The organism is Pantoea sp. MQR6, assembly GCF_022761075.1.
In the GTDB taxonomy this organism is placed as follows: domain Bacteria; phylum Pseudomonadota; class Gammaproteobacteria; order Enterobacterales; family Enterobacteriaceae; genus Pantoea; species Pantoea phytostimulans.
This window is the reverse complement of sequence record NZ_JAKYXB010000009.1, coordinates 18752-42519: the sequence shown is the minus strand read 5'-3', so window position 1 is coordinate 42519 and position 23768 is coordinate 18752. Positions and strand designations below refer to the sequence as shown.

Sequence of the window (23768 nt, the reverse complement as noted above, 5' to 3'; positions counted from 1 at the left end):
TGACCAGAGTATGAGAAACCCTAATTCCACGAATAAGCTGCGCCATAAGAGCGGCTTCACTTATCGGTTATTCAACGTTTGCGACAGGGCCGGAATTTCACCAAGTCCTGCGCCTTTTACCTTCATGGATAGTTGAATATTGCGATGAAAAACGATGCTGATCGCGGCAAGCAGCGCGGGCAGGGCAAGAATAAAAAAGATGGCTGACTGGCCCGGGAAAGCCCCCATCAACAGACCACCCAGTGATGAGCTGAGGATAGCGCCAATACGACCTATCCCGTGCATCCAGCTTACGCCCGTCGCACGGATCTCGGTTGGGTAGTATGCAGGCGAGTAAACCTGAAGCCCATTTTGCGCGCCGTTAATGCACATGCCGGTGATAAAAATAATCACACCCAGCGCCACGCCACTCAGTCCAAAAAGACCTTGCGTAATGAGACAGACACAGCCGATTAAATACACCACGCCAATAACCCATTTCGCGCGCAGTTTATCCATCAGCGCACCAACAATGATGCCTCCCACCGGGCCACCTAGCTGGAACAAACCGGCAATAATGGCGGCTTGCTCCAGTGAAATACCGCCGGAACGCATGATGGTTGGCAACCAGCCATTCAGCAGATAAATAACGAACAGCCCCATAAAATAGGTCAACCAGAGAATGATGGTGCCGCGCGCAAAGCCGTGACGAAACAACTCTGCAATGGTGCTGTTGCGCTTAATACTGGGAGAGTTAAGGATAAAGGCACTCTCATCAGTGAAATGTCCGCCCATACGGTTCAGCAGCGCGGCAATTTGCGCACGCGGAGCCTTGCGTACCACCAGATTCAGCGCCGATTCCGGTAACAGCCAAGCAATAACCGGCAGCATGATCAGCGGCAGCACGCCACCGAAAATCAGCACGGCAGGCCAGTGATAATGAGCCAGTAACCCGGCGGCGATAAATCCGCCCAGCCCCGAACCAATATTAAAACCGCTGAACATCAACGTGATCATGATCCCTTTACGACGCTCGGGCATGTACTCCGACAATAGAGTCACGCAATTCGGCATCACTGCGCCTAATCCTAATCCGGCAATAAAGCGCAACAGGGCCATTTGTGTGGGCGAAGCGGCATACGCACAGGCCAGGCTGAAAGCGGAGAAGATCAGCACCGACAGTAAAATGACCCGCTTCCGGCCATAGCGATCGGACATTGGCCCGGCAATCAGTGCACCCAGTGCCACGCCAAACATTGCCGCACCGAGAATCGGCCCCATTGCTGAGCGACTGATACCCCAGTGTTCAATCAGCGCCGGGGCAATAAAGCCCATTACGGCAGCGTCATAGCCGTCAAACATAATGATAATCAGGCACAGCACCAGTACGCGCCACTGAAAGGACGAGATGGGACGTACATCAATCCACTCTTTTACATTAACCAGGTTATTCGCTGTCATCGGGTACGCTCTCTTCTGTGCTACCTACGGCAGCTATCGTTGTGGTGAGAGAAAGGCAACAATCGAATAACACGTTAAGCGGGGTAAACAGCCATGTCTGTCAAAAAAGGCTTTTAGAGATATGAGTTAGCTTTATATTGTGATGCGTTTAACACTGTTGTTAGGTCATTAAAATGGCGCAAATGGGCATAAATAGTGAAGCCTTGTGCCTGATACGTTTAGTGGATGTATGAGTTTCGTTTAGGTTGTGCGAGTCAGCGTCTCATCGATGCAGTCTAAGAGCGCTTTTGCCGCAGGAGAATGCAACGCCCCGCGACGAAAAGTCAGACCAATTTCACGGCGTGTGTCAGGCAGATTAAGCGCCAGAGGGGTAAGGATTTTAGCGCGTAATTCATACTCAAGCTGATGCGAAGAAACGGCTGCCACCATATCGGAATCAAGAAGTAGCCCGCGCACTATCGCCAAATCTCCGCTTTCCACTACCGGTTGTGGGGCAGACATGCCTAACGTTTTAAAGGCACGGTCCAGTAAATGTCGTGCGGGTGAGTTATCGCGCGGCAGGATCCACTGTGTCAGCTTCAGATTATCTGGGGTTAACGGTCGGCCAGCCAGCGGATGCTGCGGCCGTGCCAGTAAAATAAGTTCTTCATCGAATAAAAGCTGATTTTGAATATCCGGCACCGCGTCGTGCTGACGCAGTGCGCCAAGAATAAAATCAATATCGCCAGCGCGTAATTCAGTGATCAGCGCGCTAAAGGCGCTTTCATTGGTCACTATTTTGATACCGGGATAGCGCGTCACTAGTCGGGTAATGGCCAGAGGCAACACGCTGCTGCGGCAAAGCGGCAGCGCGCCGACATGTACTGTGCCGGTAAGGATCCCTTGCTGAGCAGCGAGATCTTCAGGTATATGCCGCATCTCGTTCAATGCGCGACTGATAAACGGGGCGATTTCTCGTCCGGCGGGCGTAGGCATCATGCCTTTGGGCGTGCGCTGAAACAGCGTTAATCCTGCTCCTTTTTCCAGTACTTTCAATGCTGCGCTGACAGCCGGCTGGCTGATACCGATTGATGTTGCCACGCTCTGAGTGTGATGGAGCTTGAACAGTTCAAGAAAAATTTGTAGCCGTCTCAGATTGAATAGCCAGATCGGCTCAGCCTCTTCACGACCGTTGTCACGCTGTTTCAATTTGCTGAGTACCGAGGGGATCAGGTGCAATTCCTGTATAGCGCGCTTGGCTCTCGGCAGAACACATTTTCCCATTTCCGTCAGCATCATGCCGCTTGCGTGACGCTCGAATAACGGCGTGTTTAAAGTGTGTTCAAGGTCACGAATTGATCGGGTGATTGCCGACTGGGTACGAAATAATTTGTTCGCAGCCTCGGATACAGTTCCACGTTCAGCGATCATACAAAAAGAGCGTATTTGCATGATTTTTAACTGATTTTCTTCATTAGCCTTTTTCATTTTTATCGCCGAGAGTTTGAGGTCTGAATCACAACATAAATAAAAGTCATAACTGACGCAATGAAAGGCATTACCCGCACGTCAGACCGCATGTCAGGATGAAAAAAACAGCAAAATGCAGGATGACATGATGGAAAAGATCGCAAAAAAGAGTGCTTTAGTCGTCAGTGCCCACTCCGCTGATTTCGTCTGGCGTGCAGGTGGCGCGATTGCGTTGCATGCCTCTCAGGGTTACGACGTGCATGTGGTATGCCTTTCCTATGGTGAGCGCGGCGAATCAGCAAAGTTGTGGCGCAAAGGCAATATGACTGAAGCAATCGTGAAGCAGAGTCGACAAGAAGAAGCCGAAGCTGCGGCCAAAATTCTCGGGGCAAGCATTGAATTCTTTGATCTTGGCGATTATCCACTACGTACAGATAAAGAAACGCTGTTCCGCCTTGCAGACGTGTTCCGTAAAGTCCAACCGCACTTTGTTCTGACTCATTCAGTGAATGACCCCTATAACTACGATCATCCGCTGGCCGCTAACCTGACTCAGGAAGCCCGCATCATTGCGCAGGCCGAAGGTTATCGTCCGGGTGAAACCATTATCGGTGCACCTCCGGTTTACTGCTTTGAACCACACCAGCCGGAGCAGTGCAACTGGAAACCCGATGTTCTCCTGGATATTACGTCGGTCTGGGATAAAAAATATGCCGCCATCCAGTGCATGGCGGGGCAGGAGCACCTCTGGGAATACTATACGCGCGTGGCATTACAACGTGGTGTACAGGCTAAGCGTAACGTAGGGATCACCTCATCTAAAGTGATTAGCCACGGCGAGGGCTATCAGAGCCTGTTTCCGCGCGTAACGGAGGATTTGTCATGAGTCTGGTGAATAAAAAAGGCGTAGTCGTGAGAAATATTGAGCGCGCCGAGTCCGAGCTGGTCACACAATTTGCACGCTATGGCGTGGCGACCACGCATGAAGCGCAGGGACGAAGTGGCCTGCTTGATGTTCGTGTGCGCCCGGTTCAGCAAAACCGCACTGTCGCGGGTAGCGCCGTGACCGTGCTGGTCTCACCTGGCGATAACTGGATGTTCCACGTTGCAGTAGAACAGTGTCAGCCGGGCGACATATTACTGGTAGCGCCGACCTCAGATTGCCACGACGGTTTTTTTGGCGATTTGCTGGCAACGTCATTGCAGGCGCGTGGCGTGGTCGCTCTGGTTGGCGATATCGGTATCCGTGACAGCCAGACGCTGCGTGACATGAATTTTCCCGTCTGGTCGCGAGCTGTTTATGCGCAGGGTACGGTGAAAGAGACATTAGGCTCGGTAAATGTGCCGGTCGTCTGTGCCGGGCAACTGGTCAGTCCGGGCGACATCGTGGTGGCCGATGATGATGGCGTGGTCATTGTGCCGCGTGAGCAGGCTGAGGCAGTTAGTGCTGCGGCACAAAAACGCGTTGATGCGGAAGAAGGCAAACGTCAGCGACTCGCCGCCGGTGAGTTGGGTCTGGATATTTATCAGATGCGGCCAGCGTTAGCTGAGAAAGGGCTGCGCTATGTGGATTCCCTTGATGAACTGAAGAAGGGCTGACGATGAAACAGACCTTACTCCCTTGCGTCCTGATGCGTGGCGGCACCTCTAAAGCGGCCTGCTTTCTGGCATCAGATCTGCCCGCAGATAACGCCACGCGCGATCGCGTGTTACTGGCCGTCATGGGTTCACCCGACACGCGCCAGATTGATGGTATCGGCGGCGCCGATCCGCTGACCAGCAAAGTTGCGATTGTTTCAGCCTCAACGCGTCCCGACGCGGATGTTGATTACCTGTTCGCGCAGGTTAACGTGAATAAAGCCGTAGTAGATTACGGGCAAAACTGCGGCAACATTCTCGCTGCGGTCGGGCCGTTCGCAATTGAAAAAGGGCTGGTGGCGGCGCAGGGAGAGGTCACACGGGTGCGCATTTTTATGGTGAACACCGGGCAAATCGCAGAAGCATGTATCGCCACGCCTGAGGGGGCTGTGGAATATGAAGGCGATGCGCAGATTGACGGTGTGCCGGGTTACGCAGCTGAGCAGATACTGAATTTTCAGGATATTGCTGGCTCCAGCTGTGGTGCGTTGCTGCCGACGGGGAATGCACGCGACAGCTTTGACGGAATTGATGTGACCTGTATTGATAATGGCATGCCTGTGGTGTTGTTACGCGCAGCCGATCTGCAACGAAGCGGGCTGGAAACGCGCGAACAGTTGGACAATGACGACGAGCTGAAAGCGCGGCTGGAGTCGATCCGCCTACAGGCTGGCCCACGAATGAACCTTGGCGATGTGGCACAGCGTACGGTGCCAAAAATGACGCTGATTGCCGCTCCGGAACAAGGCGGTGCCCTGACTACACGCACCTTTATTCCGCACCGCTGTCATGCATCCATTGGCGTATTAGGCGCGGTGAGCGTGGCAACCGCCTGTCTGATCCCCGGCTCTGTTACGGAAGGGCTTGCTGAGGTCAGCACTGCCCATGAACAGAGACTGGCTGTTGAACATCCCACTGGCGAGTTCAGCGTAATACTGACACGTGATGCGGCGGGCAACGTTATTAATAGCGGACTGATTCGCACGGCACGCCTGCTATTTGAGGGTCGAGTAGCCATTCCGGGAACACTCTGGTCAGGCAACTGAGGAGTACACATGACAGGTATTGCGATTATCGGTTTTGGTGAAGCCGGACAGGTTTATGCTCAGGATTTAGCGGGTATTGCAAACGTGCGTGTCTGGGACAAAAAGTTTCTCAGCCAGCACGCTGAGCATTTGCGCGGGCTGGCGGGGCAAATCGCCGTTCAACCAGCAGGTTCACTGAATGAGGCGCTGGACGGCGCAGATTTAGTGTTTTCCCTGGTAACAGCATCCAGCGCGCTGGACGTCGCAAAACAGGCAGCGCCGCTGCTGCGTGCCGGCCAGATTTTTCTGGACTTTAATTCCGTTGCACCGGAAACCAAGCGTGCTGCCGCTGAGGTAATAGCAACAGGGGCAGGAGCGTATCTGGATGTTGCGGTCATGGCACCGGTGCCGCCAAAGCGGCTTGCTACACCGCTGCTGATTGGCGGGTTTGCAGCGTCTCTCGCTGCGGACACGTTAAGTGCGCTGGGTTGCAACGCGCGCGCTGCCAGTGAGCATATTGGTGACGTGTCGGCGATCAAGATGTGTCGCAGCGTAATGATTAAAGGTCTGGAAGCCTTAACCACCGAATGTCTCAGTGCGGCGCGGCAGTATGGTGTAGAAGAAGCCGTTTTAGCCTCTCTGCATGCCAGTTTCCCGTCGCTGGGATGGAACGATCAATTGCCGCATTATCTTATCAGCCGGGTTGCGGAACATGGCGTCAGGCGCGCGGAAGAGATGGGCGAAGTGGTGAAAACCTTGCAGGATGTCGGCGTGGCGGGGGTAATGAGTCAGGCGACACAGCAGGTGCAGGCCGGATTGCCGGCAAGAATGGCGGAGCAGTGCGTACGCTACAGTGATTTTACGCCATTCGTCTGGCAGGAAGCGTTAGATCGTTTGAGGTAATTGATCATGAGAGCGCCTACAAGCTACTGAGTCGTTGCTTAAAACCCGGCCTCAGATTTTCATTGCAGAGAAGATGAATAAAAGCCGCTTTATTCATTAACTCTTCTTCTGTCTGCTCATGCGCTAAAGGCCATAACAACCGAGCTTTTGCTGAGAATGTGGCAGAGCTGGCGGTAAAAAAGGTGCCGGCTTTAGTTAGCACCTTTGCGTAGCGTGATTAACACGGTAACGGGGTGCTATTTCCGCCGCCAGCTCGGCCAGCAATCAATCATTCGCACCATACGGCCTGCGCCTACTACTTCACCGTTGAACCAGGTAAAACATATTTCCTTACGCTGCTTATCTAAATGCTGACTTTCTCCACGAAAAGATTTCGCAGTGAAAATATGCAATAAATTTATACTTGCCACACACGGTATTACCTCAGGGAACCTTATGAAGAACAAGCTTTTTTACGGTCTGCAGTTGCTGTCACTGCTGGCCGTTTTTTTAATATTGCCGGAAGCACATGCAGCCAATCTGGCAATGATGAAACCCGCGGTCAGCTGTGACAGCCTGAAATCTACTGACCTGACAGAGATCGGTGGTAAAGGCAGTCAGGTTAACAGCACCTCGGTTATCAAACTGAACAATGCTCAGTGGTGCAAAGTAGAAGGGACGCTGGCTCCGGAAATTAGTTTTCGTCTTTTATTACCCGCAGACAGCTGGAATCAACGATATATGCAGGTAGGCTGTGGCGGCTTATGTGGCTCCATTACGCTGCAGCCCGGCGCAGCGGCAGGATGCGCACCGCTCAACAGTAACGGCTTTGCTGTGGCGGCGACAAATATGGGGCATCGTGAAGAGGAAGCGGACTGGGGAAATGACAGCCAGAAACGCAGCGATTTTGCATGGCGGGGACAACATTTGACTGCGCTGGCCGCTAAAAAACTCATCGCCGCGTTCTATCAAAAACCGGCAGCATTTGCTTACTTCAACGGCTGCTCCGACGGTGGGCGCGAAGCGCTGATGGAAGCGCAGCGTTTCCCGCATGATTTCAACGGCATCATTGCGGGTGCGGCAGCCATGAATTTCCAGGTGCAGAACGCGATGTATCATGCCTGGCAGGTAGTCAGCAACCGGGACAAAGACGGCAACGCACTACTGACGTCAAAAGACCTGCCGTTGATACATCAGGCTGTGCTGAATCAGTGTGATGCGCTCGACGGACAGAAAGATGGCCTGATTGCCGCGCCGGAAGCCTGTCATCCCAACCTGGATGTGCTTCGCTGTAAAGCGGGTCAGCAGGACGGTAAATGCTTGAGCAACGTACAACTTACCGCGCTGAAGAAACTCTACGACGGGCCACGCGATGCAAAAACCGGTCGTAAATTGATTGTCGGCGGGCCGCAGTATGGCTCTGAACTTGCCTGGCAGGGCGTGTTTATTCCTGAAGAAAAGAGCCAGCCAGTGATGAGCTCAATGATTTCGCTCTCTTCGCTGCGTTACGTTAATTTTGTCACTAACCCGGCACCGTCTTTTACACTTAATGAGCTGAAATTTGATCAGAAAACTTTCGATGAGCTCAGTAAGTTGCACAGCCTCTATGATGCCACCAATCCTGATTTGCGCGCGTTCGCTAAGGCAGGCGGCAAGCTGATCATCTGGCACGGCTGGGCCGATCCGCATATTTCTCCTCTCAATTCAATTGCATACCACAATGCGCTGGGCAAAGAGATAGGCGCATCACAGCGCCAGGCCTTTGAACGTCTGTATTTGCTGCCCGGTGTTTACCATTGTTCGAATGGAGAAGGCCCGAGTCTGGTCGATTTCCTGACGCCCGTGATGAACTGGGTGGAAAAGGGCCAGGCACCTGACGCTGTCACTGCCTGGCAGGCCTCACCGCAGCAGAAAAACAGCTTTGGTCAGCCTGTCGGCGCGGATGGAAAGCTGCCTTTGAAAGCCAGCCCGATGCAGGGAGGAAAACCTCCAGTGATGGAACGTCCAGATATGAAACTGGAAACCATCCCGTCTAACGCAGCATCGCGTCCTGTTTATCCTTACCCGCAATATGCGGTGTGGAACGGCAAAGATAATGTAATGCAGGCGGCGTCCTATGTGCCGAAAACGTTACCTGTAATCAACAAGCATTACGATTGGGCAGGATCGCATTTTTATCAGCCTTATCAATTTAGTCATTAAAATCAGTTAAAATGTAAATATAAAAAGCGTCGCGATTGCGGCGTTTTTTATTTTAGCGCGTTAGACGTTTGATGGTATCTATTAATTCAGGATGTTTCTGATTTATTGAATTGACGCCTTTATAAGCATGTTGGTTGTAAAAAATAACTACTTTTAATTAATATTTATAAGGATAAAATAAGAGCGTATCTATAGCGAGTAAATAGGTGTGTTGATTTTTTTATAAATAAAACTCATGGATGGATAAATATTAGTGATTAGCTTTTTTCTTGCGCTTTAATAATGGATTGAGTGTTGTTTTTGATATTATAATTTTACCGCGGCAGCGATCACAAAAAACTATAAAGGTGCTGTTATCAATCCTTATTTTAACCTACTTCTGTATGTCGTTAAACGATAATAATGAGCCTTACCTGAAAAGGTGGCGAGCTATTTATTTTTGTAGCCAACGGCGGGTGGAAAATGAAAACAGGATGGTACGGTGAACTCACCAGAAATGAAAAGAAAACCTGGTGGGCCTGTCTGGGCGGGTTTACTCTCGACTCGATGGATAGCACTATTTATTCGCTAGTCATGCCAATATTATTAAGTCTGGCAATACTGACTAAATCCGAAGCTGGAATATTAGGATCGGCATCCTTAATAGGTAGTGCTTTGGGGGGCTGGAGCGCTGGCATGCTGGCCGATCGCTGGGGGCGTATTCGCGTCATGCAGTTAACGGTTTTATGGGTGGCCTGCTTTACAGCACTGACTGCACTGTGTGGCGAGTTCTGGCAGTTTCTGATCGTACGTTTTTTACAGGGCCTTGGCTACGGCGGCGAAGTTGTCGTTGGTGGTGTCTTAATCAGCGAAGTGATCCGGGCGAGTTATCGTGGTCGTGTTGGAGCATCAATTCAGAGCGGATACGCACTCGGTTATGCCATTTCATTGGCCGTACTGCCGGTGTTACTGAATTTTTTCCCGCAGGAAATTGCCTGGAAATTATTTTTCCTTATCGGCATTGTTCCGGCTGTTCTGGTGTGGTTTATTCGTCGCTTAGTGCCGGAGTCACCCGTTTTTTCAAATACGCCGCAAAATAAACAACCTAAAAAGATAACGGAGATCTTTCAGGCAAAGCACCGGCGTATTACCGTGACCGCAACTTTATTGGCCAGCGGAATATTTGGTGGTGCTTATATAATGATTACCTGGTTGCCAACCTATCTGCGTATGGAACTGGGATTGCCGGTAGTATCAATGTCAGGCTATTTAGCGATAAATATTTTGGGTTCGCTGATAGGTCCCTTTCTCTATGGCCGTTTAAGCGATAAGTTTGGCCGATGGAAAACCATTATTCTGTTTCTGTTGTGTCAAATGATTGTTGTCAGTATTTATATGTTCGCTAACGTCAGTCTGAATATGACGCTTGGATTGGGTTTTTTTCTTGGGGCATTACAGGGTGGTTTGGCTTCAGGTTTAACCCCCGCCTTTTCTGAATTATATCCTACACACATTCGCGGTAGTGGGGCAGGATTTTGCGCCAGTTTTGGACGCGGCTTCGGTTCGCTAATGCCTGCCCTGGTAGGTATTGTCTCGAGTCAGGTTCATTTAGGATATGCAATGGGAAGTCTGGCGATTGCTTCTTATTGTATAGGGATCATTGCCGCTCTGTGCCTGCCAAATGCAACGGGCGTTAATCTCGCTGAAGTTAATTAAAGCGAATTCTTTTTAATTCTCGTCAGCAAAACATTTTTAGCGCAGTGAATGGTGAAACGGATGCGGCTTATACAGCGCACTACACCTGTAAACTGACAGGGGCGGTCGGTGATGTTGAGACGCAACCATCAGTCGCGTGACCAGCAGGGGAACCGCAGCGGCTATTGCACGTTAATCTGTTTCGGTTATGTAAAATTCCTTTCGACTGATCCCTGTGATCATGCAACCTGTTTGCGTATATAAACGTGGGGTTGCCGCTTCTTTACCCAGCCTGTCGTGTTACCGCTGTCACATTATAAAAGAAACTCATACCTGCAAAGGTAAAACCAACTCTCTTGTTGGGTGAAAGGCGGATAACTTACCTCTTAATTAAACAGAGAACATTGGTACGCCTACACAAGAAAGGAGGTCCTTATGACAAATCAAATGACGGAGCCCTGTCATGATATTGCCCATCTGGCACATGTCGAGATTTACACTGACAAATTTGAAGAGAGCCTTAATTTCTTCGTCAACGTCTATGGCCTTACCGTCTCGGCGCAGGATGAAAAGCATGCATGGCTGCGTGCCTGGGATGACTATGAATTTCATACCCTGAAGCTGACGCGTCATCATACGACTGGAGTAGGGCACATCGCTTATCGTGCCAGCTCGGAAGCAGCGCTGATGCGACGTGTGGCCGTCATTGAGGCCAGCGATTATGAAATAATTGGCTGGGTGAATGACGATCAGGGACACGGTCGCGCCTTCCGCTTTGCCGATCCTTTCGGTCATGTTTTTGAAATTTATTATGAAACCGTACGCTATCAGGCTGAAGTAGGTGAGAGCCCGTCACTGAAAAATCTTGCGCAGCGTTACCATGGACGTGGTGCTTGTCCTCGCCGCCTCGATCATCTTAATTTGCTTGCAGCGGACGTAAGTGAGTTTAAACGCTTTATGGAAACCTGCCTCGGCTCGCGGGTTACAGAAATGATTCAGCTTGATAATGGCCGGATTGGTGGCTGCTGGTTCACCATCAACAATAAAACTTATGACCTGGCATGCACGGAAGAGCATGGCGGCGGCAGAGCACGTCTGCACCACGTGACTTATGCCACAGACACCCGAGAGGATATTCTGCGCGCAGCCGATATCTTTCTCGAAAACGGCGTGCATATTGAGACGGGCCCGCATAAGCATGCGATTCAGGGGACCTTTTTCCTTTACGTCTGGGAGCCGGCGGGGAATCGCGTTGAGCTGGCAAATTCCGGCGCTCGCCTGATACTCGCCCCGGACTGGCAGACTGTGGTATGGACAGAGACCGAGCGTAAAAAAGGGCAGGCGTGGGGATTAAAGACTATTGAGACTTTCCATACGCACGGCACACCACCGATGCCAAAGGAAATGAAAGAGTAATTTCATAACCAAAGACTTTTTTAAAAAGAATATAAGGCTTGATTATCTTAGTAAGCGTTCAGCGGCAAGGTGCGTGACCAGCCGCTGGCCGGTAATGTGCTAAATAACATTCAGCCGGTTAACTTCGTTCAAGGTAAAAAACCGCAGCAAAGGCCGCATCACAAGCTCCTCACCCGAACACCCGAAGCGGCAATGTCAGCTTAGCTCCTCACAATGTATGTTAAGCACTTTTAAGCCTACTAACGGTAGATTTTATCCTTTTTTCCTTAGCTATTCTGGCTTTACGGAATTCCTACATGTATGGCCAGACTTAACTACGTCAAAGCCATGCCGATCCGGCGGCGCACTCTCTTTCAATCTTATTTAGTCCTTTTTCAAACGTAATGAAACAACCCTAGAACACGCGCCTCTCTGCTCCAAACTGATCTCTATCTCTTTTTGTTCAAGCTCATTTTGTTCAGGAAAATGTGCTGTGTTACGCGTTTTGGTTAAAGCCTGTTGCATTTTACTATCGTAAGATATATAAGTTTGTATCTTACGACACAGTCGTAAGACACATTTAATCAGGAGAGACCTATGTTTAGAGATATGTTTAATGAACGCCGTGGCGGCTGTGGTCGAAAACACACGCACCGCAATGAATTTGCTGATCAGGTTGAAAGCCGTACAGAGAAGCCAGAAACAAACGTTAACCAGTGGCATCAGGCGATGCGCGGTGAACGTCATCATAGACGTTTTGCCGGTCCACATGGCGGACGTGACGGGGGTCATCGCGGGCATCGCCGTGGTGGTGATGATTCCGGTCATCGCGATCGTCCCTCTTTCCTTCGTGGCCGTAAATTTGGTGCGGATGAGTTACAGATTTTATTACTGACGTTGTTGAAAGAGCAGGCCAGCTACGGCTATGAGCTGATCAAAACTCTGTCAGAGAAAAGCGGCGGTTTTTATAAACCAAGCCCGGGCGTGATTTATCCAGCCCTGACTTACCTTGAAGATGTGGGTCATGTCACTGTGCACCAGGAAGGTAACCGCAAACGCTATGCGATCAATGAGCAGGGAGAAAGCTGGCTGACCGACAATCAGGCAATGGCGGATGCGTTGCTTGCTAAACTGGCGTTGTTCGCTCAGCAGAGCGAAACCGTGAATCAGGCAATGTCAGAGCAGCGTCAGCCGTTTGAACCGTCATTAATGCAGGCGCTTCATGAACTACGAAGCCAGTTACATAGCTATCATGGCAGTGATGAAGAGACGCAGCGACAGGTTGCCGCCATTTTGCAACAAACGCTTGCACAGCTTAAATCTGTAGAATCTTAATTTGTATCAATCTCGCACTAACGCATTATAAAATAATAACTTTCCTTCACATGCTGATCCTGCCAGTACGGACAGCATCATAAAAAAGGTATTGAGTGATCCCTCACTTAATACCTTTTTCGCTTTGCTGAGCGCTGCAACTTCAACGTTTTTTAACCTTCATCCTGAATTGTGCGCTTGATCTCCAATTCATCGCAAACAATGAGATATATCTATTAACACGATATATCTAAATTATCGCTTCCTCGTTACTGAAGTCAGTCGTAGTGGCGGGGGCAAAAAGCGGGCCGGTTATGTCATTGCTGGCTCACATAACAATACTGACAATCGCTTCGTCTGAAAGAGAGAACATGCCCATGCCACAGATTGATGAGTTGGTTTTGGATCCCCCCTTTAATGTAACGCGTGCCAGCCACGTCGTGCTTAACGTCCGCGACCTTAATGCCAGTCGGCATTTCTATACCGAGCTGGTCGGGCTAGTGGTGAGTGATGAAGATGATTCGGCTGTCTATTTACGCGGCCTCGAAGAGCGCGGGCACCATAGTTTAGTGCTGCGTAAATCATCTGAAGCGACATGTGCATGTATCGGAATGCGCGTACGTAATGAAGACGATATCTATAAAGCACAGGACTATTTTGCCGAACAGGGCAAAACGGCGACGCTGGCTGATGTGCCTTATCAGGGGCTCACGCTGCGCGTCAGAGACAATGTGGGTGTGCCACTCGAATTTTGCGCATCAATGGAACCGCGTGAACGGATGCTGAAACAGTATCAGCATTATCGCGGGGCCAGCGCGCAGCGACTTGATCACTATCAGCTGCAGGTCAGCGATGTTCGCCAGACGTGGGGTTTTTATCAGGCGCTCGGATTTCGCGTCAGTGAATATACCTATTCGAATATTAGTGAGATGCAACATTTATGGGGCGTCTGGCTGCAACGGAAAGGCAATCCGCACGATATCGTTTTCACCCAAGGGCCAGGCCCGCGCCTGCATCACTTTGCTTATACCCTGCCAGATTCCAACGACATGATCCGCGCCTGTGATGTTGCCGGTGCGTTAGGTTATGCGCCCAATCTGGAGCGTGGCCCTGGCCGGCACGGTATCAGTGGTGCACTGTTTACTTATTTCCGCGATCCTGACGGGCATCGCATCGAATTGTTCAATACGCATTATCAGCACATCGATCTGGAACCCGCGCTCGGCTGGGATTTAGCTGATCCTAAACGCGCCGATCAGTGGGGACTTCCCGCCCAGAACAAGTGGTTTACCGAAGCCACGTCCTTTACTGACACTGTTCTCACTCAACCGGAAATCCGTGTCGATCCTCCTACGCTGGAACGTTTTCTTGCCTTGGCTAACGATGGTTAACCGTTCTGCAGTAACGCTGTAATACGCGTGGCGCAAAGCCCGCTATCCCACTGTTTCTGCATCAGCAGACTGTGATATCAGCTTTAGGGAGACAGGATCGTGAGTACATTCATTCAAAATCCACTTGTCAGAATTCTCGTTGCCTACGCCCTCGGCGTAATGGCTGCAATGACCGTTAGCGAAGCCGTAACTGAATTAGGTTCTATTGCTAAAGAGTTTCACGTATTCGACCACAGCCAGATGGGCCTCATTATGTCCCTGCCTTCGCTGATGGTTGCGTTAGGTGCACTGTTGGCCGGATACATTGTCGATCGTGCCGGTGACCGTATTGTTCTGTTAGTCGGTGCCGTCGTTATTGTCATTGGTGATGTTTGTGTCGTTGCCGCCCCCACATTCAACTTACTTTTAGCCGGGCGAATCGTGACAGGCATAGGTTACGTCATGACGGCCGTTGCCGCTGTAACGCTGTTAATTCGTATTACGACCGGCAAACAACGCAATATGGCGATGGCATTATGGTCAACCTTTGTTCCCGCCAGTTTTCTGCTGCCCTTTCTCTCTGCCGGTCTTGCGGACCACTTCAGTAACTGGCGCGCTGCGTTTATTGCGCATTCGCTACTGACGCTGCTGCTGGCATTCATCGCCATGATTAGCCTGCCGCGTCGGAGTGCAGAAGAGAAAGCGCAGTTTTCACGCACGCGTGGTCTGCGCGCTGTTCTGAGAAGCCCGCTGATCTATCTGCTCGGTATTTCATTTGGTGCCGACGCCTTTTTGCAAACCGGCATTATTTCCACACTTGCACCCTATTTATCGAAACGCTACAGCGTACCGCTGGTGGAAGTGGCGCACTGGAATGTGGTGGCGATGATATGTAACGGCATTGGCTGCCTGATGGTAGGCGCAATGCTTAACCGGGGAGTAAAGGCCGCCGCGATTGGATTCGTTGGGCTTATCCTTACCGGCATTCCAGCCCTCGCAATTTACATGTTGCCACTCGGTTTCATGCTCTCGGTGGGCGCGTCATGGCTGTTTATGTTTGGCAGCGGCCTGTTGGTGGGCATGTGGGCACTCGCACCGGTCGTCGCGCCAGCACGTGAAAGCATTGGCGCCACCAGCGGCTTAATCACACAACTGACGCTGGTTGGCGTGTTCTTGGGGCCTCCACTGTTTATCGCGGCACAACACAGTGGAAGCATGCAGTCGCTGGCAGTGTTGGTCATCGGTGGGCTGGTTGTTTGTCTGGCAGGCGTACCGATCTGGCTGCGCGATGTCAATCATCAGCCCGGACGCGACGCCCATGCTGGAGACCGTAGCACCCTGAAAAGCCATATCTGAATTTCCTGAACGCTGAGCTTAAAAATTCATAAACAAGAGGACGTCACTATGTTGGATATCGTCATCATCGGTGCGGGCCCGGCTGGCCTTGCCGCTGCCCTGCGCCTGCATCAACAGGGTTTTCGCCCGCGGCTGTTTGAAGCCGTTGCAGAGATAAAACCGCTGGGCGTCGGCGTTGACATCAAACCCTATGCAGTCAGGGAAATTACCGAGCTGGGTTTATACGACGCGTTTGTCGACATTTCGGTTGAAGCGAAAGAATCGATCTTTTACACCGGCTACGGACAGCAAATTTTTGCAGAACAGTGCGGCCGTCATATGGGCTACGACCATGACCAGCGATTTGTTCATCGGGGTCGTCTGCAAATGATGCTCTACAAAGCGGTACAGGAAAGGTTGGGTCAGGATGCCATTACGCTGGGCTGTCGTTGCAGCGGAATTGAACAGGATGAAAACGGCGTTACCGTACATTTCGATAACCATCTGAATCCCGATGCGCCACAGAGCGTCCACGCCGATGTGGTCATTGGCGTAGACGGGATTCGTTCTGTGATCCGCAGCAAACTGCTGCCCGAATCGGCGCGCAGTCATTTCTCCGGTTTGACGCTTTACCGCGGTGTCACAGTGATGCCGCCATTCAAAACCGGTGGCAGCATTTTGCATATCGGCGATCCGATTCGTCAGGGCACGCTGATCGTTTACCCGATACAGGACAACGTAGATGGCAACGGTAACCAGTTGGTCAACTGGGTTATCGAGCAGAACGAAAAGCCGCAGAGCGAAGAAGACTGGAATCAGAAAACCGGTGTGAAAGAAATTGAACATGTATTTGACGACTGCAAGCTCGATTTTCTTGATGTCAGCGAAATGATCCGTAATGCCAGCGAATGCTACCTGTTTCCGCTTATCGACCACGATCCGTTACCGCAATGGTCGTTTGGTCGTATTACGTTGCTGGGCGATGCCGCGCATGCCATGTATCCCCGCGGCGGTAACAGCGTGTGCCAGGCGTTTGTGGATGCGCGAGTGATCGCCGAAAAACTGGCGTCTGTTGCCGATCCGGTGGAAGCACTCAGCGCTTATGAAAATGAGCGTCGCGAGAAGGTGAACTGGCTGGTTGTTGCCTCACGGGGTGAAGGGCCGGAAGTCGTGCGCCGTATTGTAGAAGAACGCAGTGGGGGCAAACCGTTTGAAGATATAGAAGCTATCTTCCCCCACGAAGAAGCCTTGTCGATTTTCAGCGAATACCACGCCAAAGCGGGTATGCGTATACCAACAGAGAAAGAGACAGACCAGCCGGCTAAATACAAGTCGGTCTTTGCCACACAAAAATAACGTGAAGCAATCTTAACGTAGACAGAAAGGAACGGATTATGAGCAAGATTATTGATTCCAACATGCACTGGCTGCCGGGTGAACTTTTCTCCGACAAGAAACTTCTTAACTCTTTCCTCGACTGCGTACCCAAACAATACGGTGTGCATACGCGGGTGGAAAAAATTGAAGGAACGGCGCTGAGCCAGTTGATCATTGAGCAACCTAAAGGCTATGTGAATCTCAACTATGCCGAGGGTCAGTACACGCTGGAAAGCCAGCTCGCCGACATGGAAAAAGCTGGCGTGGATCACGCTATTTTCCGTCTGCCAGTGTGGCAGGAATGGCTCGATTTAGAGACCTGTAAAGAGGTCAACACCCGCATGGCAGAGTATGTGAACCGCAGCGAGGGCCGGATGTCGGCGTTGGCAGTGGTGCCGCCATGGGGTACCGATGATTGCCTGCGTGAAGTGGATCGCTGCCTGAATCAGCTCGGTTTTCGGGGTGCACAGATCGTGGCGCACTATGGTCAGATCTATCTTGATGATGCGGCGTTTCGCCCCTACCTAAAATTCCTCAATGACCTGAATGTGCCGGTTGTGGTGCATCACACACCGCTGCCGGTCGATTTCAATTCGGTACTGCCTTATACCAATCAGCGTCGTCAGTTTGGACGCTGCGTTGATCAGGCTACTGCAGTAGGACGTGAACTGTTCAGCGGCATGTTCGATGAGCTGCCGAACCTGCGTTTTATCCATTCAATGCTGGGGGGTGCATTTTATGCATTCGCCGACATGCTGGTGCCACCACAACATCAGTTTAACGATGCGGTCGACCGTTTCCAGACCGGAACCGGAAACCTGCGCGCGCAACTGAGCAATAACATTTTCTTCGACACGTCAGGCGCACCGCAGTGGGGTAAAGCGCAGCTCGAAGCGGCTGTGAAAGTCATTGGAGGCAAAAATATTCTCTACGGCAGCTCATATCCGATCCGTAAAGACTGGTTCTTCAAGGGCATTGAAACTATTCGGAGTCTGGACATCAGCGAAGAGGATAAAGCCAGTATCCTGGGCGGGAATGCCGCGCGTATTTTCAAACTGGAGTAACGCGTTTCGGCGCTGCGTCAACGCCGTAAAACCCTCTGTGTCTTATTTACTGCTCAGCCACCATGCTGGGAGCGGCGGGCTTCTGTTCGCCGCTTTTTTGTCCGGCAGGACGAAATAAAGGAGATTTCCATTGGAACCGATCAGATTTGTCAGTTTCTCCACGCTTGATGGACGGGTTAAAGGTTATGGTCTGATAAAGGGGCAGGGTGTGATTGACCTCAGTAAACGCGTTGGCGATCGCTGGCCAACACTTGATGCGATCATTGCTGATAATGCCCTGCAAACATTGACCGCCGACGCGGAAAACCTGCCCGTTGACTATGCGCTAAGTGAGATTCAGTTTGAAGTGCCGCTCACTCATCCCGGTAAGATTTTATGTGTGGGGGTTAATTATCCCAACCGTAATGCCGAGTACAAAGATAATCAGGTCGCGGCTGATTACCCTTCTCTGTTTGTCCGTTTTCCCGAGTCACTCACCGGACATCTTCAGCCTTTGCTGCGTCCTGCCGAAAGTGAACAGCTTGATTATGAAGGCGAGATTGTGATCGTTATAGGTAAAGCGGGCCGCCGCATTGCCCAGAACGACGCAATGGATCATATTGCGGCCATTACGCTGGGCAACGAAGGCACGGTGCGTGACTGGGTCCGCCACAGCAAATTCAACGTCACTCAGGGTAAAAATTTTTATCATTCCGGCGCGATCGGTCCCTGGCTGGTGCCCTTTACCCATGCCGCTCAGCTGAATGATATCCATCTGGCTACTTACGTGAACGGTGAGCTTCGCCAAAACGACCGCACCAGTAATATGACCTTCTCTTTCGCCTGGATCATCGCTTACGTTTCGACTTTTATTCCGCTGAATCCCGGCGATATCATTTTTACCGGTACGCCTACCGGTGCGGGTGCGCGCTTTGAGCCTCCCGTCTGGCTCAAGCCTGGTGATGTGATCGAAGTACAGGCGGAAGGGATTGGGACGCTGCGCAACGTTGTTCGCGATGAGGGGTGAATCATGCTTAGCCAGTCAGATATTTTGAGTGTGGCTGAAGCACTCGATAACGCAGAAAAATCACGTCAGCAAATTGGATTAGTCTCCCTTCTACATCCCACCATGACGCTGGATGAGGCCTATGCCGTTCAACGTGCCTGGGTGAAACAAAAAAACGAGGCGGGGCGTAAGGTTATTGGCTGGAAGATTGGTCTGACATCAAAAGCGATGCAGTATGCACTCAATATTTCCACACCAGATTCAGGCGTGCTGTTTGATGACATGCTGTTTGAAGATGGCGACACGATCACGGCAGATCGCTTTATTCAGCCGCGTATTGAAGCTGAACTGGCATTTATTATGAAAGCGCCGCTCAATGGCGAGAATGTTAGCGTCAGCGATGTTTTAAACGCCACTGCGTATATCGTGCCTGCACTGGAAATACTGGATACGCGCATTGTGCGAAGCGATCCCGCCAGCGGTAAATCGCGCACCATTATTGATACCGTTTCTGATAATGCCGCTAATGCCGGCATTGTATTGGGCAGCCAGCTTTTTGCGCCTGATCAGATTGATTTGCGCTGGACAGGGGCCATTGTGTCGCGCAATGCAACGGTGGAAGAAACCGGTTTAGGTGCGGGGGTGCTTAATCATCCGGCACGTGGCATCGCCTGGTTGGCAAACCGGCTGTCACAATATGGCGATTACATTGAAGCCGGGCAGATCGTGCTGGCGGGCTCTTTTATTCGCCCGGTTGAAGCCCGTCATGGGGACACTATTCATGCTGATTTTGGGCCACAGGGTTCAGTCAGCTGCTATTTTGAGTGAGGTCAAAATGCCTGCACCCGTAAATCACTTTAAACAAGCGCTACTCAGAAAAGAGCCGCAAATTGGTCTCTGGCTGGCGCTTGCCAGTCCTTATGCAGCAGAGATCTGCGCCGGTGCCGGGTTCGACTGGTTGCTGCTTGATGGTGAACATGCGCCGAATGATGTGCCGCTGTTGATGAGCCAGCTTCAGGCAGTCTCTGTTGCGTCGGGACATGCCGTTGTTCGCGCGCCGATGGACGCACCGTGGCTGATAAAGCAACTGTTAGATATTGGCGCCCAGACATTATTAATTCCCATGGTCGAGAACGCAGAACAGGCACAGGCTCTGGTGAAAGCCGTTCGCTATCCACCGCAGGGCATTCGTGGAGTCGGCGCAGCACTGGCCCGTGCATCCGCTTTTAATCGTATCGCAGATTATCTGACGTCAGCGAATGAACAAATCTGCTTGCTGGTACAGATTGAAAGTCGCGCCGGTCTGGAGCAGTTGGATGCAATAGCCGCCACTGAAGGTGTAGACGGGGTGTTTATTGGTCCCGCCGATCTCGCTGCGGATATGGGATATCTTGGCCAGCCAGCCGCAGAAGAAGTCCAGCAAGCTGTTGAGCAAGCATTAATACGAATTCAGTCACATGGCAAAGCGGCAGGTATTTTAAGCGCCGATCCCTTACTTTGCGCCCGATATCTTGAGCTGGGCGCGACGTTTGTTGCGGTAGGCAGCGATGTGGGATTGCTGGTGAAATCCACCAGCGTGCTGGCAGCAGATTTCCATGCCAGGTTAAAAGAGTAAGCCATAAAAATGCAGACGAAACGGATCCTGTCTGCATTTTACTTCATTACATTAAACAGACTGCCAGGTTACATCCAGCTTTTCACGTACTGCCGCTTCTTCCAGATGACGCACTAAAATGTGCTGCATCTCCTGAAGATTTTCTGCGTTAAGCGCGGTTAAGCTCACGCGGAAAATGCCTTCCAGTGCCTCCATGCGCACTTCGCCCATACTCATGCGAAAATGGCCGCTGCTCTCATCGGTCACAACGGGTGTTCGGTGTTGAAAATGGCTACAAAGGCGGCGTAAATAACGTTCGCCATTTGGGGTTGCGATATCAGCAACGCATTTTTCTGCGCCCTCGCTTAACACCGGCAGGTTGAACAACGCTTCAATTTGATTTGCTGCGACATGAATAATATCGCCTATACGCGCAATCACTTCGTCGGCAACCGGCTCCATTTTAATGCGCAAACTTAGTGCGCGTTTCAGGTGATCCATCGCCTCTACGATTGCCTGTGGCGATTTGCCATGCGCTTTCGGCACGACACGTGCCATCAGCATATCGGTCACGCTTTTATTCGCACTGAGAAATGCTTTACCTTCATCGGTAATACTGTAGCGTTTACGCCCGCCCTTTTCTAAATCGATTTCAGTGTAGCCGCGATCGTAAAGCCAGGTTAAAGCCGGATAGATGACACCCGGGCTGGGCTTATACGTGCCGCCCAGGCGCTCTTTTACTTCGTGGATCAGTTCGTAGCCGTGGCTGGGTTGTTTGGCGATCATTGCCAATAACAGCAGGCGCAGTTCACCATAGTCGAAGGCGCGCGTGCGCCGGCCTGGTTTACCGCCGACCTGTGTTACAGCACTGTCGGCTTGCCCGGTGCTGAGATTATCTGCAATCTCATCCGAACGGCGATTCTGGACCATTATTACCCCGTTCAATAACCACACTATATAACTGGATTTTAAATATATCGGAAATGTTGTAACTGACCAAGCCAACACGCGACTTGATAAGATTTTCCAATCAGGTTCGTTGGTCTGAGTCGCAAAAATGCGCTTAATTTTTTACTGTCAGATGCACAGGCAATATAGATAAACAGGCGGGCAGACACAAATGCTGCCCGCAATTTTCATTCTCCCAGCACAGCAGTAAAATCGCACTGAATGAGCGTATTGCCGGTGAAATTACCCTCTAATGCATGACGGGCAGGGCGGGCGTTGGCGTCAGGAAAGGCTTTCTCCCAGTGACGATTCACCGTTTCGCGTTGAGATTTATCCTGCATCCACAACGTCATTTTAATCACATCCTCAAGCGTTCCCCCTGCGGCTTCTACAATGCTGCGCACATGCATAAACATCAGTTCACACTGTTGTTCCAAATCTTCGGGTACCTGCTGCGTATGCGGATCGCGACCATAGATAACGCCAGAACAGAGCATTGGCCCGATGCGGCAGGCTGCCGGAATGGGATTAGCATGGGGAAAACCATCAATATAAATACTTTGCCGTTTAGCCATAACCTTCTCCTGAAGTCAGTCAGAATTAATAGTCGTCATCCGCCATCTTTGCGCCAAAGCGATACACCAACCGCAAGCGTTCGGCGTGATAATTACCGGTGACTTCTGAAGGGGAATGCACGTAATCCAACTCAAATTCCAGATGCAGGCGCGGAGTGACGTTATAACCAAGGATCATAAAGGCTGCGTTGATGTTCTCAGCAGGCAGCGGATAATAGATGCCGGTAGAGTCTTTCAACTCCAGACGCGTTACGCCTAATACGCCTAACCAAGTTTCATCATGATAGGCGTAGCGCAGTGCAAACGCGTTACCAGGTTGGTTGGTGGTGACCATAGAAACCAGCGGCTGTCCGCTCTCCAGCGGCGTATGGTCATAAATGCCATAACTGTAAGGTGCAAAGAAGCCACCGCTCAGGAAAGCATCCTCTTTGGACGGCACATAGGTGGCAGCAAAATAGATGTCGTGATTGCGCGAACGCATGCCGATGCGTCCTGAATAGAGATCAGTATCAACGTTGCGATACGGCGAGGCTTGATCACTGGCATCCCACTCATGCAGATATTGTGCGCCCCAGTAAGGCGTCCAGTTGCCGAACTTTAGCCCAGCGACAGGAATTTCCGCGCCACCATAAGCGAGTTGTGCGCGTTTATCAAAATTGTAATACCAGGCTTCTGCGGTGGTGTTCCAGCGCCGGCCATAACGTAAACCCAACGTGGTAAAACCATCGCTGTCAACCGAGGGAACGCTGGTATCTTCTATTTCCGGATTGCCCGCATCACCCTTTTCAAAATGCTCTGAACTCAGCGGTTTGAAACGATAGATACGGTAAGCATTGAGTTTGAAATCGCCTTTCTGATTTAGTGCGTATGTACCGCCAAAGCCCTGATATAGGGCAGGGACCATTGTCCAGCCTTCGCCCTCGTTCGCAAAAGGGGTATCGATGCCAAAACGACCAGCCTGAAGATCAAGCCCATATCCCTGATAGCGCAGAAAAGCTTTTCCGAGCACCGTCGTGTTATCGGATGGCAGATAGATTTCAGTTTTCTCAACGTCAGAAGGATTCACTCCCAGGTTATAAGCACCATAAGCGCCCAGCCCAACGCTGAATCCACCTATTTCCGGACTGCGATACTGAATATCACCGCCCAGCGAACTGGTGCGCTTGTTCGGTAACGTACCGCTGAACTCTTTGAAAAAAGTCATGGTCTTCAGCTCGCCAGATATATTTCCCTGAGCGAGCCAGTCGTTGAAGCTGTCTGATTCAGTAGCCGGTAATGCTTCGGCGTAACACGCACTGCAAAACAGTGCCAGAGGCACGACGGTTAAAGCAGTTGTTTTAAATTTTTGGACACGCATTGCCTGATAACCTCGTTTTATAAATATGTAGGGTTAATGTCTATTAGGGTTTTTAGGCGCAGCGAAGCCTTCCGCTTCATCAGGAAGCAGTCAACAAACGCTGTGGATTACCCGGGCAAAACGACGTCACCCGGTACGACGGAA

20 protein-coding genes are annotated in these 23768 nt (G+C 51.1%); 15 read left to right on the top strand and 5 right to left on the bottom strand.

Going from position 1 to position 23768, the window contains the following annotated elements; all coding sequences use genetic code 11:
- Positions 1-60: 60 nt before the first annotated feature.
- The gene (locus tag MUG06_RS21960) at positions 61-1440 is read right to left on the bottom strand and encodes an aromatic acid/H+ symport family MFS transporter (RefSeq protein WP_215845114.1); all 1380 of its coding nucleotides are present in this window, start codon (positions 1438-1440) and stop codon (positions 61-63) included.
- Positions 1441-1680: 240 nt separating this feature from the next.
- Positions 1681-2907: a LysR substrate-binding domain-containing protein gene (locus tag MUG06_RS21955; protein WP_243080045.1), complete on the bottom strand. Its 1227-nt coding sequence runs from the start codon at positions 2905-2907 to the stop codon at positions 1681-1683.
- 127 nt (positions 2908-3034) lie between these two features.
- Here MUG06_RS21955 and galB point away from each other — a divergent pair, with 127 nt between their 5' ends.
- From galB to hpaI, 15 genes are all read left to right on the top strand, one after another.
- Positions 3035-3775 carry a 4-oxalmesaconate hydratase gene (gene galB, locus MUG06_RS21950; protein WP_243080044.1) on the top strand — a complete coding sequence of 247 codons (741 nt, stop codon included), beginning with the start codon at positions 3035-3037 and terminating at the stop codon, positions 3773-3775.
- Positions 3772-4488 (top strand): 4-carboxy-4-hydroxy-2-oxoadipate aldolase/oxaloacetate decarboxylase, encoded by a 717-nt coding sequence (locus tag MUG06_RS21945; protein ID WP_243080043.1) that lies wholly within the window; start codon positions 3772-3774, stop codon positions 4486-4488. The genes galB and MUG06_RS21945 overlap by 4 nt, the downstream gene beginning before the upstream one ends.
- Before the next feature lie 2 nt (positions 4489-4490).
- Positions 4491-5573, top strand: a complete 1083-nt coding sequence (locus MUG06_RS21940; RefSeq protein ID WP_243080042.1) for a 4-oxalomesaconate tautomerase — start codon at positions 4491-4493, stop codon at positions 5571-5573.
- A gap of 9 nt (positions 5574-5582) precedes the next feature.
- Positions 5583-6455, top strand: a complete 873-nt coding sequence (locus MUG06_RS21935) for a DUF1932 domain-containing protein (RefSeq protein ID WP_243080041.1) — start codon at positions 5583-5585, stop codon at positions 6453-6455.
- Positions 6456-6890: 435 nt separating this feature from the next.
- The gene (locus MUG06_RS21930) at positions 6891-8636 is read left to right on the top strand and encodes a tannase/feruloyl esterase family alpha/beta hydrolase (RefSeq protein ID WP_243080040.1); all 1746 of its coding nucleotides are present in this window, start codon (positions 6891-6893) and stop codon (positions 8634-8636) included.
- Between the two features lie 462 nt (positions 8637-9098).
- Positions 9099-10331, top strand: a complete 1233-nt coding sequence (locus MUG06_RS21925; RefSeq protein WP_243080039.1) for an MFS transporter — start codon at positions 9099-9101, stop codon at positions 10329-10331.
- Between the two features lie 414 nt (positions 10332-10745).
- A complete protein-coding gene (locus MUG06_RS21920) occupies positions 10746-11726 on the top strand; it encodes a VOC family protein (protein WP_243080038.1) in 981 nt (326 codons plus the stop codon).
- 576 nt (positions 11727-12302) lie between these two features.
- The gene (locus tag MUG06_RS21915) at positions 12303-13040 is read left to right on the top strand and encodes a PadR family transcriptional regulator (protein ID WP_243080037.1); all 738 of its coding nucleotides are present in this window, start codon (positions 12303-12305) and stop codon (positions 13038-13040) included.
- A gap of 350 nt (positions 13041-13390) precedes the next feature.
- Positions 13391-14410 carry a 3,4-dihydroxyphenylacetate 2,3-dioxygenase gene (hpaD, locus tag MUG06_RS21910; RefSeq protein ID WP_243080036.1) on the top strand — a complete coding sequence of 340 codons (1020 nt, stop codon included), beginning with the start codon at positions 13391-13393 and terminating at the stop codon, positions 14408-14410.
- 99 nt (positions 14411-14509) lie between these two features.
- Positions 14510-15745, top strand: coding sequence for an MFS transporter (locus MUG06_RS21905; protein WP_215845105.1), 1236 nt, complete (start codon positions 14510-14512; stop codon positions 15743-15745).
- 48 nt (positions 15746-15793) lie between these two features.
- Complete coding sequence (locus tag MUG06_RS21900) at positions 15794-17080, top strand: FAD-dependent monooxygenase (RefSeq protein WP_243080035.1); 1287 nt, start codon at positions 15794-15796, stop codon at positions 17078-17080.
- Between the two features lie 38 nt (positions 17081-17118).
- Complete coding sequence (locus MUG06_RS21895; RefSeq protein WP_243080034.1) at positions 17119-18165, top strand: amidohydrolase family protein; 1047 nt, start codon at positions 17119-17121, stop codon at positions 18163-18165.
- 130 nt (positions 18166-18295) lie between these two features.
- The gene (locus tag MUG06_RS21890; RefSeq protein ID WP_243080033.1) at positions 18296-19171 is read left to right on the top strand and encodes a fumarylacetoacetate hydrolase family protein; all 876 of its coding nucleotides are present in this window, start codon (positions 18296-18298) and stop codon (positions 19169-19171) included.
- 3 nt (positions 19172-19174) lie between these two features.
- Positions 19175-19978: a 2-oxo-hept-4-ene-1,7-dioate hydratase gene (gene hpaH / locus MUG06_RS21885; protein ID WP_243080032.1), complete on the top strand. Its 804-nt coding sequence runs from the start codon at positions 19175-19177 to the stop codon at positions 19976-19978.
- A gap of 7 nt (positions 19979-19985) precedes the next feature.
- Entirely contained in the window at positions 19986-20765 is a 780-nt protein-coding gene (gene hpaI / locus MUG06_RS21880; RefSeq protein WP_243080031.1) for a 4-hydroxy-2-oxoheptanedioate aldolase, read from the top strand.
- Positions 20766-20816: 51 nt separating this feature from the next.
- Here hpaI and MUG06_RS21875 read toward each other — a convergent pair whose 3' ends face one another.
- From MUG06_RS21875 to MUG06_RS21865, 3 genes are all read right to left on the bottom strand, one after another.
- Positions 20817-21674, bottom strand: a complete 858-nt coding sequence (locus MUG06_RS21875) for a DUF2218 domain-containing protein (RefSeq protein ID WP_215845101.1) — start codon at positions 21672-21674, stop codon at positions 20817-20819.
- A 206-nt stretch (positions 21675-21880) separates the two neighbouring features.
- The gene (locus MUG06_RS21870; protein WP_215845100.1) at positions 21881-22267 is read right to left on the bottom strand and encodes a RidA family protein; all 387 of its coding nucleotides are present in this window, start codon (positions 22265-22267) and stop codon (positions 21881-21883) included.
- A 25-nt stretch (positions 22268-22292) separates the two neighbouring features.
- Entirely contained in the window at positions 22293-23624 is a 1332-nt protein-coding gene (locus MUG06_RS21865; RefSeq protein WP_243080030.1) for a hypothetical protein, read from the bottom strand.
- Between the last annotated feature and the right edge of the window lie 144 nt (positions 23625-23768).